Origin of the sequence: Alcaligenes sp. Me129, from assembly GCF_050487245.1 — a bacterium.
Lineage (GTDB): Bacteria > Pseudomonadota > Gammaproteobacteria > Burkholderiales > Burkholderiaceae_B > Alcaligenes > Alcaligenes phenolicus.
In genome coordinates, this window is sequence record NZ_JBKQGX010000008.1 from 186,292 (window position 1) to 200,148 (window position 13,857).

Below are 13,857 nucleotides of genomic sequence, written 5' to 3' on the forward strand. Positions count from 1 at the left end.
TGCAAAAAACCTCCAGATACTAACGCAGACAGGCTGACCTAGGGTCAGCCTGTTGCGAATAATTTGCAAAAAATCAGGACAATCGCGCTTCGGTTTGAGACTCGATAGGGAAAGCGCTGAACTTGCGTGGCAAGGCCAAAGCCCGCTCACCCGGCCGCAAGCCCAGCTGCGACCAACGCTGATGATCGAACTCGGCTTCCCAGGCACGCTCGCCCTCGTTCAAGGCCAGTTCAACCCGTACTGTCGCCCCCAAGGGAATAATGCGCTGCACGGCCACGACGATGCCCTGGCCATCCAATTGACGCTGTAAATCCAGGTCATGCGGGCGCACATAGCCTACTGCTTCCCCCTGACCCGCATCCTGAGCATTCAAGGCCTGATTGGACTCGAATTGTCCCAACTGAGGATCAGCCACAAAGCGTCCGTGCTGGAACTGACCCGGCAAGCGATTCGCCGCCCCCAGGAACTCATACACAAAAGGACTGGCAGGGTGGTTATAGACATCCTGCGGGGCGCCTTCCTGCTCAACCCGGCCTTTATTGAGCACCACAATACGATCAGCCACTTCAATGGCCTCTTCCTGGTCGTGCGTCACAAACAAGGTACTGATATGGAGGTCATCATGCAGACGACGCAGCCAGGAACGCAGTTCCTTGCGCACCTTGGCATCCAAGGCACCAAACGGCTCGTCCAACAGCAAGACACCCGGTTCCACCGCCAAGGCACGTGCCAGAGCAATACGCTGCCGCTGGCCACCCGACAAGGCCGCCGGGTAGCGATCGGCCAGCCAATCCAGCTGCACCAGCTCCAACAGCTCGTGCACACGCTGACGAATCTGGGCTTCGGGCAAGCGCTGCTTGCGTGGCTTGATGCGCAGACCAAAGGCGACGTTTTCAAACACCGTCATGTGGCGGAACAAGGCATAGTGCTGGAACACAAAACCCACCTGGCGATCACGCGTGCCCACAGCAGCCACATCCTTGCCGTTGATCAGCACCTGACCCGCATCCGCATGTTCCAGGCCAGCCACGATACGCAGCAAGGTCGTCTTGCCGCAGCCCGACGGCCCCAGCAAAGCCACCAGCTCGCCCGCTGGGAAATCCAATGTCACATCACCCAGTGCCGTAAACGCACCAAACTGTTTAGATAGATGACGAACTTCGATACTCATAATGAACTCCGAATGCGATCATCCACGATGACCGTCTTGAACCATTTTGCGCTCGGCCCACAATTTAAGCGCCAACGTCAGTAAAGCCAAGACCGCCAGCACCGAAGCCGCCGCAAAAGCGTCCACCGTGTGATAGTCGTTGTACTCAATCTCTACATGCAAAGGCAGGGTGTTGGTCTGGCCCCGTATATGGCCCGATAGCACCGACACCGCCCCAAATTCGCCCATGGCACGGGCATTGCACAGAATCACGCCATACAGCAGGCCCCACTTGATCTTGGGCAGAGTCACCCGCCAGAACATCTGCCTGCCATTGGCCCCTAGCACTCGCGCAGCCTGCTCTTCTTCGCTGCCCTGCATTTGCATCAGCGGAATCAACTCACGCGCCACAAAAGGGAAAGTGACAAACAAAGTCGCCAAAACCAAACCGGGCAAGGCAAATACGATACGAATGTTATTAGCGTCCAGCCAATCCCAAAATGGGCCTTGGCGACCAAAAATCAGTAAAAACATCAAACCGGCAATGACAGGTGATACCGAGAACGGCAGGTCGATCAGCGTCGTCAGAATGCTTTTGCCACGGAACTCAAAACGCGCAATCGCCCAGGAGGCGGCCAGACCAAACGCGATATTCAAAGGTACGGCAATCACGGCAACCAGAACTGTCAGGCTGGCAGCATGCAAGGTATCGCTCTCGCTCAAGGCGGACAGATACGGCATGATGCCCCGGCTAAAAGCCGTCATGAAGACCAGGATCAAAGGCAGGAGCAAGAACAGCACAAAGAACAGCACAAAGAACAGCAAGGCAATGCCAATCAATAAGGCTTTGACGGCCGGACCTTCATCCTGCGCCGCCCGCAAGCGCGCCGTATGTACCGGCACCGCCTGCACAGATGAATCCATCGTCAGGCTGCTCATCGTGCGCCCTCCAAAGTCAAAGGCGCTGCCACCTTGGCTGCCTTGCCACTAGCCTGGCCCGAATGACGCGACTGCAAGTACCACTGCAAGCGATTGATCGCCAGCAGGATAATGAAGGACAGCACCATCATCAAAACGGCCAGCGCCGAGGCTCCGGCATAGTCAAACTGCTCCAGCTTGATCACGATCAGCAAGGGTGTAATTTCCGAAACCATAGGGACATTACCGGCAATGAAAATCACGGAACCGTACTCACCCACCGCACGGGCAAAAGCCAGCGCTACGCCCGTCAAGCAGGCGGGCAAGATAGCGGGCAGAATCACCTTGGTGACCGTCTGGAAGCGATCGGCCCCCAGGCAAGCACTGACCTCCTCCTGCTCCTGTTCCAGCTCTTCCAGAACCGGCTGCACGGTACGCACAACAAAGGGCAGTCCAATAAAAACCAGGGCGATCAGCACACCCCAAGGGGTAAAGGCAATCTGCCCAACATAAGGTTCAGCCCAGGAACCGATCCAGCCCGTGGGCGCATAAATCGCCGCCAAGGAAATCCCGGCCACCGACGTTGGCAAGGCAAAGGGCAGATCAATCAAGGCATCCACAATTCGACGACCCGGAAAGCGGTAACGCACCAGGACCCAGGCCAGAATCAAGCCAAATACACCATTGATCAACGCCGCCAAAGCGGCCATCCCAAAGGTCAGTTTCAAGGAAGCCAAGACGCGTGCAGCACTGATGGTTTCCCAAAAGGCCGACCAACCCATGGAGGTGGTCTTGAGCAAAACAGCAGACAAGGGGATCAGAACAATCAGGCTCAAATAGCTGATGGACAAACCCATGGTCAAGCCAAAGCCTGGCAAAGCCCGCTGCTTGCGAGCAGCGGGCAGAAATCCCCAAAGACGAGCCCGTGACATCGAACGGTCCTCGGTGATAGTGGTGTTACTTGCTCAAGTAGATGCTGTCGAACACGCCACCATCCGCAAAGTGCTTGGCCTGAACCTGAGTCCAACCGCCCAGCTCATCGTCAACCTTGTACAGTTTCAACGCCGGGAACTGATCGCGGTACTTGGCGGCCACCGACTCCAGGCGAGGACGGTAAAAATGACGGGCGGCGATTTCCTGACCTTCCGGGCTATACAGATATTCCAGATAGGCTTGAGCCACTTTTTCCGTGCCATGCTTGGCGGCATTGGCATCTACCAGCGCCACGGGCGGCTCGGCCAGAATGCTGCTGGAAGGCACCACAATATCGAAGCGATCGGGCCCCAGATCCTTGACGGACAAGAGCGCCTCGTTCTCCCAGGCAATCAATACATCGCCAATGCCCCGCTCCACAAAGGTTGTGGTCGATCCACGCGCACCGGAATCCAGCACGCTGACGTTGCGATACAGCTTGGCCACAAAGTCACGGGCCTGCGCTTCATCCCCATTGCCTTGCTTCAGAGCGTACAACCAGGCCGCCAGATAGTTCCAACGCGCCCCCGCCGAGGTTTTAGGATTGGGCGTAACCACCTTTACATCAGAGCGAATCAAGTCGTTCCAGTCGTGAATCCCCTTGGGATTACCCTTGCGCACCAGCAAGACAATCGTGGAGGTGTAAGGCGTACTGTTGTCCGGCAGGCGAGCCTGCCAGCCCTTGTCCAGCAAACCGGACTGAGCGATCTGATCAATATCGGATGAAATACCCAGCGTCACCACATCAGCGGGCACGCCATCAATCACGGTACGGGCCTGCTTGCTGGAACCACCGTGGGAACTACGGATGACTACACTGTCACCCGTTTGCTCTTTGTAATGCGCCTGGAAAGCCTTGTTAAATTCAGCGTACAGTTCACGCGTTGGGTCGTACGAAACATTCAGAATGCTGACCTCGGCTGCAACAGCCGTTGCCGCCGCCAGCACCAACGCCAGCAAAGCCCCTGCCCGAACGCCCTTCCACTTCTGTTGAATCCGCTTCATTTCCCATCCCCTAGAAACCATTTCCAAGCAATGAGAACGAGTCTAGCAAGGGTGTTACACCCGGCTAAATACCGATTCTTTGGTTAGATATAGCGGGGAGATGGAGGGGACCGCAACGGCTGCCAGATCCAGGATGCTCAGAGTACGGGAATCAGCCTGGCAACTGCCCTTTTTCCAACACCAGCTCCCACATCGCTTTTTGCTTTATATATTTGTGCGATGTCATGTGCTGGACAGAAATCCGGCGCCATTCGGCCCCAAATAACTGCTCTACGCTGGCCTGATCAAAGAAACGCTTGCAATTGCCTTGGTCGCGATAGAAGTTGGCTTCAATCAGCTCGCCCTGCCCGGCACCGAAATTCACATCCTCGGTGGAGTTCAGACGACATAAAAACAAAGCACCAGGCCGCAAGCTATTCCAGATTCTGCGCACAATGGCCTGGGTTTCATCCCATGGAAAATAATGCAGGGACAAGCTGGCCAGGACCAGATCAAGATTATTCGCCGCCTCCGGCCAGGAACCTCGCGTATCCCTGCACTCAATCAGGGCCTCGGGAGCGCGCTGCTGCGCGATTGCCACACATTCGGGTAAGAGGTCAAAAGCCATCACCGTCAATCCTGCCTGGGTCAAGGTCAACGTATCGTCACCAAAACCACAGCCTATCTCCAGTACCGGCGAAGAAATCTCACGTTGAGCGATCAAGGGTAACCAGCGATCAAGCCAAGGGTCCGAATACATAAACACGTTTCTCGTACAACAAGGGGAAAAATCAGGTCGCTGGGACGTCAAGGTCACGGACCAGTAAAGTCAGGACAATCGCCGCCAACAGGCACTCGCCTACATTGAACCAAAGGTGCCAGGACTTGGACTTGTCACTATTGCCCAATGCGTAACGTATCCCTCTGTAATTGATCCAGCCCAGGCACACGACCAGCACAGGCCACAAGATCCATAGCGGCGGGAAAAACAAAAGAAACATAAAGGCCAGCCATGCCAGAATCAAGGTGGCAAGAGGAGACAGGCAAGAGAGTAGTTTGCTCATGAAGACCCGAGGACCGCATATCGACAAGATGTAGTGTTACCTGAATAGCCGCTACGCTCAAGACCGGGCCGCTGTTGCTATTATCGCTGCCTTGCCTGTGCTTTGCCTTTGCCTGGCAGCAGTTCAAACGGGAGAGGCATGACAAATTGCAGGAATAAGCCTGTGTCGCCACTCCCCGTATTTCAGCTTCTCACGCGGAACGCTCGAATCAAGATCATCGGCGTGGCACCTGCATCAGTTCCTTGCCCGCCTCGTCATAGACAAGGACCGCCTTGTCTTCAACCGTAAACTCCATCAAGTCACGACCAGCCACAACCGGACCTTGATAGGTGGTGCGTGTACGCTCCAGCAGGACTTGCTCGGGGATAGTGGCGCCACCCTCAGGCGAATAAAACACGATGTGCGTATAGACTCCCAGCCTTGGCTTGCTCTCTGAAAAGACCTGCCCAACCTGCTCCGGCGTCGCAAAATGCTTGAGCGTTTCATTCAAGATGGGACGGACTTTCAAAAAGGCCGGATCAATCAAGGCCACGGAATGTACAAACGCATCTGCATTGGCGGCAGCAGCAATCAAGCGCTTGTCATACATCGCATCCCCGGAGATCGCTACCTTCTTGTCGTCGTACTCCACAATAAAGCCGAAAGCGGGAATTAGCTCACCACCGTGATCAACCTCCACCGCCGTCACGGTCACCCCATTCTTGCTGTAGACCACCCCGCCCTTTTCAAACTCCTGGGTCACAAAGGTCACACCCTCCACCGGCAGACCCTGATCCTGCACACGGATACGAATATCCTCGTCATAGGCTTTGGGCAGGTAATCCGTCATGGTCTTGCTTCCCTTGGGGCCATAGATCTACAAAGGCAATGTCCGGCCTGGCCAGGGTCGGCCAAACCAGCCCGTCAGCCATAAGTCCGGCAAACCTACGGTGTGATCCGAGTGCAAGTGCGTGAAGAAATGTGCAGTAATGGAATTGGGCGCAACGCCTTTCTGAAACAGCCGCGTCGCCACCCCGCGACCCGTATCAAACAATAGGGTTTCTTCGCCCGCCTGCACCAACGTTGCCGGGCCTGCTCGATCTGCATAGGGCGCAGGTGTACCCGTTCCCAATAGAGTCACCTTCATACTGCCAGCCTGACTTACCGACGCGGCCCCCAGCAAAAGACCGACGCACAACGTCTTTATCAGCATTCTCATTTCCCCTCTCCTTATTATTGAAGCCTAAACTACTTAGGCATTCATATGTTATTACATGCAATTTCCTATGCAGCTAGGTATTTCCCTAGGGCACCTTCATACCATACATGCGAGCAGTGGACAGAAGCACAATATGTCCACCTGGAGGGGATACATAAATGAAAAAGCCGAACCCAATATTTCAAAGGGTTCGGCTTTATCGACCGACGCTACACTTGCCTAGACAGGCAAGCAGGGGGTCAAACGATTTGGATCTGGGTAGCGCAAGGGCCTTTTTGACCAACGCCAGCAACGAAGGAAACGCGTTGGTTCTCCTCCAGAGATTTAAACCCAGAACCCTGAATTTCACTGTGGTGCGCGAAGAGGTCTTTACCGCCACTCTCCGGCATGATGAAGCCGAAGCCTTTTTCGTTATTGAACCACTTCACAATACCAATTTCTGTTTTCAATGTATGTCCTAATTAATCAGGGGAAAAATGTCCCTGGACACACTATGGACGCTATCCGCATATATAGATAGCACCGTTACAAACTAAGCTGCCACTCACTGACATTCATGCAGCAACCGCCTCTGCACCTTAAGGTCAACACGCCAAGTTCCACGCTGGTTCGCCTGCCTTATCTGATGAACGCTTGCAGCGCCTTACGAGCAGGGATTACGTGGCTACGCCGTTCCGACAAGCGGCTTACCAATGCTTACATGGTTTCAGTATGCTTATATCGCAGCACAAGGGCCCGAACCTGATAGAGCAGCGTTAGTATGGATTGACCTGAAACACAAACCAAACAGACACAAAAAAAGCACTTAGTTTCACCTAAGTGCTTGATTCGACTAGCAAAAGAAATGGTGGGTGCTGAGGGGTTCGAACCCCCGACCTACGCCTTGTAAGGGCGCCGCTCTACCAGCTGAGCTAAGCACCCATTTCTGTGATGCCGTTCTTCTTGTGAAGAAAAAGAATTATAGGACCAAAGAATTCTTTTTGCAAGTCTTTTGCGTAAATTAATTTAAAAATTAATTCACAGCGTCTTTCAGAGCCTTACCGGGACGGAACTTGGGCACGTTTGCGCCTTCGATCTCGATAGTTTCACCGGTACGTGGGTTACGACCCGAACGGGCAGCGCGTTCCGACACAGCGAAGGTGCCAAAACCAACCAGAGTAACCGTATCTTTTTCTTTCAGCGTGGTGGTCACGGCATCGATAAACGCATCCAGTGCACGACCAGCGTCAGCTTTGGACAGATCGGCTTTGGTGGAAATGAATTCGATAAGCTCGGTTTTATTCATTGAGAAAATACCCCTGAAAATTATTTTACGGGCCCCCAGCGGGAACCAGTTTGTGGCGGTCAGACTTAATAGTGACAAACGACAGGGCAAGCAAGCACTACCGTCTGTCATCGCTACCGGGCGCACAAGTGCCCCGGTTGGCTACCGCGTATTAAGCCTTCGTTTAATACCCGTGTCAAGCAAAAAAACCCCTGTAACCCGCATCATTGCTCACTGTTGATACAAGTTGCAGGACTTTCCCTATTTTGCATCGAGAAACTTAACAGGCTGCCTCAAATATGTTATTTGGGCTTTGAAACCCCAAAAAATTAGCTGGCTGATACTGCGTTTTTGAACATTTTTTCAAGCACTTGCGCTCGTCCATCAGCAACTCTGCGGGCCGTCGCTCGCATAAATTTCCTTATATGCCTCGCACTTAGCCCCACCCTACCTTCTTGTCTGAGAGCCAGAAGCTTCCTTTCTGCACCCCTCTCCTGAACACCAACCATGCCCATATCGAAGCGGCCTGCCCTCCTACAATTTTCTGCATTGTTTGACTGTCTTTCGGTACTTGCTACCGTCAAGGAGCGCAGCGATGCACGGCAAGGTTTATTTGGTTGGGGCGGGACCTGGCGACCCTGAACTTCTCACACTACGGGCTTTATACCTGCTGCAACATGCAGATGCGGTGGTCTATGACCGCCTGGTCAGCCGCGCCATCATGAGCTGTATCAACCCGGAGGCCACCTTGCATGACGTCGGTAAAGTGGCCGCCTGCAAGCCCAGCATGCAGGACGATATCAACGACACGCTCTTGTCGCTGAGCCGAACCCATCAACACGTTGTCCGCTTGAAAGGCGGTGATCCCTTTATTTTTGGCCGTGGAGGCGAAGAGCAGCTGTATCTGCAACAACATGGAGTCCAGGTTGAAGTCGTGCCCGGGATTACAGCGGCTACAGGCTGTGCAGCTTCTCTAGGCATTCCCTTGACCCATCGCGGGCTGGCCAGCAGTGTGCGCTTTATCACCGGGCACCTGCGCGACAACCAAGGGCTGGAACTGAACTGGGCCTCCTTGTCTGACCCCACCTGTACGCTGGTGTTCTACATGGCCATGGCCAATTGCAACCATATTGCCCAGGCCTTGATTCAACATGGGCGCAGCCCGCATACGCCTATCGCCTTGGCACAAGATGCCACGCTTAAAAGCCAGCGCTGGGGCTTGGGTACTTTGCAAACACTTCCACAGCTTGCGCAAACCTTCAGTCCCCCGGCCTTGTTGATTATCGGCCAGGTGGTGCAGTTGCATCCGGATTACCCGCAACCCGCCTCAAACACGCAAGATGCCCTGGCCTGCGAACCCTCCTGGGCCGTGATGTGAAAGGTTTGCACCTCCCTTTCAAACTCAGTGGCAGGCAGCTTCTTGGCAGCATGTGGCTAACCGTGCTGCTCTCCCTTCTTTGGCCACAACAAGCCGCTGCTGATGAAACAGCTTTGACACCGGAGCGGCAAGCCTCTTTACGAACGCTGCTTCATCAAGAATGCGGCTCATGCCATGGCTTACTCCTGAAAGGAGGCCTGGGGCCTGCTTTAACGGCTGATGCCTTGCAGGGGCAAAGCGCACAGCAGATCGCCCTGACGATCATGCAGGGGCGTCCCGGAACAGCCATGCCTGCCTGGAACCGCTTCTTGCAGCCAGTAGAAAGTCTCTGGCTGGCTCAATTTCTTCTCCATGAATCGGATGCAGCACCATGAAAGCACTGATGACTCTAGGCCTGCTTGTCGCTTTAAGCGGCTGTGCCAACCCACTACGCGGCACTAATGACCTGGGCTTGATTGTGGAACGCGCGAAGGGCAGTGTCGCCGTCATTGAAACCAGTCATCGCAGCCGCCTGGCACGCATTGAGGGGTTGGGCGATCTGTCTCACGCCCATATCACCTACTCACGCGATGGGCGTTATGGCTATGTCTTTGGACGCGATGGTGGGCTGAGCAAAGTGGACCTGCTTCAACAAGCTCTAGTCCATCGCGTCATTCAGTCCGGCAATGCCATAGGTGGCGCCATCTCCCAGGATGGCAAGCTGATTGTGGTGCAAAACTACGAACCGGGTGGCATCAAGGTTTTTGATGCGGACACCCTGGCCTTGATCAGTGAAGTCCCGTCTTACTACGCCCCCAACAAACGCGCCAAAGTGGTTGGCCTGGCTGACTTACCCAATCAGCAATTTGCCTACTCCTTGTTCGAAGCAGGTGAAATCTGGCTGACCGACCTGTCCGACCCCTTACGCCCCACAACACGACGTTTTGCAGCGGGTCGCCAGCCCTACGATGCCATGGTCACTCCAGATGGGCGTTACTACATTGCCGGTCTGTTTGGCGAGGATGCCCTGGCCATGCTGGATTTGTGGAACCCAGAAAGGGGAGTCCAAAAAATCTTGCAAGGCTATGGCCGGGGAGAGACCGCCCTGCCCGTCTACAAAATGCCGCATCTACGGGGCTGGTCCTTGGCTGGTCAGGACTTGTTTTTACCAGCTATTGGACGCCATGAGGTTCTGGTCGCCAGCACCGTGAACTGGCAAGAGAAAACTCGCATTCCGGTTCATGGACAACCCGTTTTTGTCATGGCTCAGCCCGATGGCCGTCAGGTCTGGGTGAACTTCGCTTTTCCAGACAACGACAAGGTACAGGTAATTGATGTCGCCACCCTGGAAGTGGTTCAAACCTTGGACGTAGGCAAAGCCGTTCTCCACATGGAATTCACCCCTAGGGGTGAAGCTGTCTGGATTTCAGCGCGAGACGACAACAAGGTCAGTGTGTACGACACCCACAATTTCAAGCGTCTGGACAGCCTGGATATTCAGCACCCGAGTGGAGTGTTTTTTACGCATCGGAGTGGTCGCATTGGTTTCTGATCTTTCCCCTTCTGCCTTTCAACTATTGAACGCCTGGCAACATGGCTTCCCCTTGGAACCCCGACCGTTCCGCAAGCTGGGACTGCTTTTGGGGCTTAGCGAACAAGCCGTGATGGACTACCTGCAACGCTGGCAAGACCAAGGCATCATCAGCCGTATCGGGCCAGTACTGAACCCTGCCTGTATGAGCAGCACTTTGGTGGGCATGCATGTGCCCACCAAGGATCTGAACACGGTTGCAGACTGGATCAGTGCCCTGCCCGCCGCGAACCACAACTACGAGCGCGAACACACCATTAATCTCTGGTTTGTGCTGACCTGTGCGAATGAACAAGAACGGCAGGCGGCCTTGGAGCACATCGCTGAACATACTGGCTTGTTGCCCTTGTCCTTGCCCATGATCCGGGCCTATCACATTGACCTGGGGTTTAGCCTTGTCCCACATACCAAGAGCACCAGCCCCTTGTCGCCAAGCAAGGGGCTGCCCGCATTAGGCAGTACTGAACGCAAACTGCTGGAGTGTTCTTTGCAAGGTTTGAAGATTCAAGCCGACCCCTTCAAGCCTTGGGCGGAGCAAGTACAGATCAGCGAGAAACAAGTGCTGCAACAGCTACGCGGCTTTCTGGAACAAGGCATATTCCGGCGATTTGGCGTGGTCCTGCGCCATCGAAAACTGGGCTACCAAGCCAATGCCATGTGTGTCTGGACGGTAGACAAGCATCGCATTGATGCCCTAGGCGAGGAGCTGGCCAGGCAAGACGGCATCACGCTGTGCTATCAGCGGCAACCCTGCCCGCCACATTGGAATCACAATCTGTTTTGCATGATTCATGGCAAAAACCGTCAGGACGTACTGACAAACCATGCGGAGTTGAATAATCGTTTTGACTTGGGTCAGCTCCCGCAGGAAGTGTTGTTCTCCACTCGCTGCTTCAAACAACGAGGCGCACTGCTTAGCCCGGCTCATCATGACTGATCATCACACCCCACCATTGCATGCGCCGATTGAACTGGACAACACCGATCGCCACATTCTGAATCGCTTGCAAGATGGTTTCCCCATCTGCTCCCGCCCCTTTGCACAGTTGGCACCTGATTTTGCCTTGAGCGAGTCTGCCTTGATTGCTCGTGTCCAGCACTTGCGTCAATCCGGGATATTGACCCGCTTTGGGCCCCTCTTCCAGATCGAGGCTTTAGGCGGTGCTTATTGCCTGGTCGCTATGGCCGTACCGGAAAAACGCTGGGACAGTACCGTCATAGCCGTCAACCGCCATCCTGAAGTCGCTCACAACTACCGGCGCGCCCATGCCTTGAATATGTGGTTTGTACTGGCTACGGCAACACCGCAAGACATCGAATCCTGCCTGAAGACAATCGAAGCTGAAACCGGCCTACCCGTCTTTGCTTTTCCCAAAGAGCAGGAATACGCCCTAAGCCTGAAACTGGAGCTTTGATATGGTGCATTTGAATCCCGCCTATACCGCACTGATCCATGCCTCGCAGCGGGGTTTGGCGATAGAGCCACAGCCCTACCTAAAACTGGCGCAAGAGTTGTGTGTATCCGAAGCTTATGTCATGAAGCAGTTTCAAACCATGCTGGACCAAGGCTTGATACGGCGCATTGCAGCCATCCCCAATCACTATGCTCTGGGCTACGTAGCCAATGGCATGTGCGTCTGGAATATCACGGACGACAAGCTGGACCTAGTCGGTACATGGCTAGGCTCGCAAGCCGGAGTCAGCCACTGCTATCGTCGTCCGCGTCGTCTACCCCAGTGGCCATACAACCTGTTCGCCATGCTGCATGGCAAGGACCATGACACGGTACGTGCCCAGGCACAGAGCATCAGCCTGCAAATATCGCAGCGCTTTCCTGGCGTCCTGCACGATCACGATATTTTGTTTTCCACGGCCATTCTTAAAAAGACCGGCCTGCGTCTACGGAGGCCTTGAGCATGTTCCGGATATCCCGTTTTGTTGCTGCCCTGCACGCTCCTGTTGCGCCGACACGCGCCAACAAGGCCCCTGTGGTGATCTGGAATCTGATACGTCGTTGCAATCTGCATTGCAGCCACTGCTACTCTGCCTCTACCAACAAGGACTTCCCTGGCGAGCTGAGCTACGAACAAGTCTGCACTGTCATGGATGACCTGCATCAATTCGGTGTACGCGCCCTGATCCTGTCCGGCGGCGAACCCTTGCTGCGCCCAGATATTTACGACTTGGGCCGACGTGCGAAAACACTGGGCATGTACGTAGGACTATCGTCCAACGGCACCTTGATAACTGAGCAAAATATTGATCAGATTGCCGACTGCGGCTTTGACTACGTAGGCATCTCCCTGGACGGTTTGCAGGCCCGCCATGACCGAATTCGTGGAGAGGACGGAGCCTACGCAGCCTCCTTGCACGGCTTGAGACTATGCCGTGAAAAACAGTTGAAAGTAGGCCTGCGCTTTACCCTGACTCAAGAAAATGCAGTTGATCTAAATGGCCTGCTGGCTGTGATGGAGCAGGAACAAATCGACCGCTTTTATCTCTCTCATTTGAACTATGCAGGTCGGGGTTTGGGCAACCGCGCCCTGTCCAGTCACCACGCCGTCACCCGGCAGGCTATGGAGCAGCTTTTCACAACCTGCATGACCTATCAAAAAGCCGGCAAACCCAAAGAGTTCACCTCGGGCAACAACGATGCTGACGGTGTTTTCTTTCTGCACTGGGTGCGACGGCATTACCCCGAGCAAGCTCCCAAAATTCTGACTATGTTGCGCCAATGGGGAGGCAATTCCTCCGGCCAAGGAATTGCGAACATCGATAACCGTGGCAATGTTCATCCCGACACCATGTGGTGGCATTACAGCCTTGGAAACGTGTTGCAACGGCCTTTCTCGGAGATTTGGTCCAACGATCAAGATCCCTTGCTGACAGGCCTGCGGCAACGACCCAGGCCTGTACAGGGGCGCTGTGCTGGCTGTGCCTACCTGGATATCTGCAATGGCAATACGCGCACTCGGGCAGAAAAAAGCACAGGCAACGTGTGGGCAGAAGATCCGGGATGCTATCTCAACGATCAGGAAATCACTGTCTGAAGACTTTCCAAACGATTAGCTAGAGCTTTTTTACTCAGCCACAGTTCTGGAGCTACGGCTCCCCCCCCCTGCCGTCTAAAGCCTCAACACAACACTCAGCGCCCCAATAGAATCAGGTGAATTGCTGTGGGGAAACACGTACAGAATCAAGACACCACAGGCGGTGAGCACCAGGCTAAACAGACCTGAATCGAAAGGCCAAAAAAAGTGAGGCAAGCGATCTTGCCTCACTCAACAACAACAACAACAACAACAACAACAACAACAACAACAACAACAACAACAACAACAACAACAACAACAACAACA

17 protein-coding genes and 1 tRNA gene are annotated in these 13,857 nt (G+C 54.4%); 7 read left to right on the plus strand and 11 right to left on the minus strand.

Features of this window, described 5'->3' with window-relative positions; genetic code table 11:
• Positions 1–73: 73 nt before the first annotated feature.
• The 11 genes from ACLPGZ_RS10920 to ACLPGZ_RS10970 all read right to left on the minus strand — a co-directional run bounded on the left by ACLPGZ_RS10920 (position 74) and on the right by ACLPGZ_RS10970 (position 7,571).
• The gene (locus ACLPGZ_RS10920) at positions 74–1,171 is read right to left on the minus strand and encodes a sulfate/molybdate ABC transporter ATP-binding protein (protein WP_009461727.1); all 1,098 of its coding nucleotides are present in this window, start codon (positions 1,169–1,171) and stop codon (positions 74–76) included.
• Positions 1,172–1,189: 18 nt separating this feature from the next.
• Entirely contained in the window at positions 1,190–2,089 is a 900-nt protein-coding gene (gene cysW, locus ACLPGZ_RS10925; RefSeq protein ID WP_429641225.1) for a sulfate ABC transporter permease subunit CysW, read from the minus strand.
• Entirely contained in the window at positions 2,086–3,000 is a 915-nt protein-coding gene (cysT, locus tag ACLPGZ_RS10930; RefSeq protein ID WP_429641226.1) for a sulfate ABC transporter permease subunit CysT, read from the minus strand. The genes cysW and cysT overlap by 4 nt, the downstream gene beginning before the upstream one ends.
• Positions 3,001–3,025: 25 nt before the next feature.
• A complete protein-coding gene (locus tag ACLPGZ_RS10935) occupies positions 3,026–4,045 on the minus strand; it encodes a sulfate ABC transporter substrate-binding protein (protein WP_060185199.1) in 1,020 nt (339 codons plus the stop codon).
• Between the two features lie 151 nt (positions 4,046–4,196).
• A complete protein-coding gene (locus ACLPGZ_RS10940) occupies positions 4,197–4,784 on the minus strand; it encodes a class I SAM-dependent methyltransferase (protein WP_321290814.1) in 588 nt (195 codons plus the stop codon).
• 31 nt (positions 4,785–4,815) lie between these two features.
• Positions 4,816–5,088, minus strand: coding sequence for a hypothetical protein (locus tag ACLPGZ_RS10945; RefSeq protein ID WP_429641227.1), 273 nt, complete (start codon positions 5,086–5,088; stop codon positions 4,816–4,818).
• 214 nt (positions 5,089–5,302) lie between these two features.
• Complete coding sequence (locus ACLPGZ_RS10950) at positions 5,303–5,917, minus strand: MBL fold metallo-hydrolase (protein WP_203145756.1); 615 nt, start codon at positions 5,915–5,917, stop codon at positions 5,303–5,305.
• 27 nt (positions 5,918–5,944) lie between these two features.
• Positions 5,945–6,286, minus strand: a complete 342-nt coding sequence (locus tag ACLPGZ_RS10955; protein ID WP_321290815.1) for an MBL fold metallo-hydrolase — start codon at positions 6,284–6,286, stop codon at positions 5,945–5,947.
• Between the two features lie 239 nt (positions 6,287–6,525).
• The gene (locus ACLPGZ_RS10960) at positions 6,526–6,735 is read right to left on the minus strand and encodes a cold-shock protein (protein WP_009461560.1); all 210 of its coding nucleotides are present in this window, start codon (positions 6,733–6,735) and stop codon (positions 6,526–6,528) included.
• Positions 6,736–7,131: 396 nt separating this feature from the next.
• Positions 7,132–7,207: transfer RNA gene (locus tag ACLPGZ_RS10965), tRNA-Val, on the minus strand.
• Positions 7,208–7,298: 91 nt separating this feature from the next.
• Complete coding sequence (locus ACLPGZ_RS10970) at positions 7,299–7,571, minus strand: HU family DNA-binding protein (protein ID WP_003799450.1); 273 nt, start codon at positions 7,569–7,571, stop codon at positions 7,299–7,301.
• Positions 7,572–8,145: 574 nt separating this feature from the next.
• Between ACLPGZ_RS10970 and cobA the strand changes: the two genes are divergently transcribed.
• Genes cobA through nirJ form a run of 7 tightly spaced genes read left to right on the plus strand, consistent with a single transcriptional unit; the run spans position 8,146 to position 13,548 of the window.
• Positions 8,146–8,928 (plus strand): uroporphyrinogen-III C-methyltransferase, encoded by a 783-nt coding sequence (cobA, locus tag ACLPGZ_RS10975; protein ID WP_060185203.1) that lies wholly within the window; start codon positions 8,146–8,148, stop codon positions 8,926–8,928.
• Between the two features lie 50 nt (positions 8,929–8,978).
• Positions 8,979–9,302, plus strand: a complete 324-nt coding sequence (locus ACLPGZ_RS10980) for a c-type cytochrome (protein WP_230940548.1) — start codon at positions 8,979–8,981, stop codon at positions 9,300–9,302.
• Positions 9,299–10,459, plus strand: coding sequence for a cytochrome D1 domain-containing protein (locus ACLPGZ_RS10985; protein WP_429641228.1), 1,161 nt, complete (start codon positions 9,299–9,301; stop codon positions 10,457–10,459). The genes ACLPGZ_RS10980 and ACLPGZ_RS10985 overlap by 4 nt, the downstream gene beginning before the upstream one ends.
• The gene (gene ahbB, locus ACLPGZ_RS10990; protein ID WP_429641229.1) at positions 10,440–11,435 is read left to right on the plus strand and encodes a siroheme decarboxylase subunit beta; all 996 of its coding nucleotides are present in this window, start codon (positions 10,440–10,442) and stop codon (positions 11,433–11,435) included. Before ACLPGZ_RS10985 ends, ahbB (ACLPGZ_RS10990) begins: the two co-directional genes overlap by 20 nt.
• Positions 11,428–11,913 (plus strand): Lrp/AsnC family transcriptional regulator, encoded by a 486-nt coding sequence (locus ACLPGZ_RS10995; protein ID WP_115633813.1) that lies wholly within the window; start codon positions 11,428–11,430, stop codon positions 11,911–11,913. Before ahbB (ACLPGZ_RS10990) ends, ACLPGZ_RS10995 begins: the two co-directional genes overlap by 8 nt.
• A 1-nt stretch (position 11,914) precedes the next feature.
• Entirely contained in the window at positions 11,915–12,412 is a 498-nt protein-coding gene (ahbB, locus tag ACLPGZ_RS11000; RefSeq protein ID WP_429641230.1) for a siroheme decarboxylase subunit beta, read from the plus strand.
• Between the two features lie 2 nt (positions 12,413–12,414).
• Positions 12,415–13,548 (plus strand): heme d1 biosynthesis radical SAM protein NirJ, encoded by a 1,134-nt coding sequence (gene nirJ / locus ACLPGZ_RS11005; protein WP_429641231.1) that lies wholly within the window; start codon positions 12,415–12,417, stop codon positions 13,546–13,548.
• The last annotated feature ends 309 nt before the right edge of the window (positions 13,549–13,857 follow it).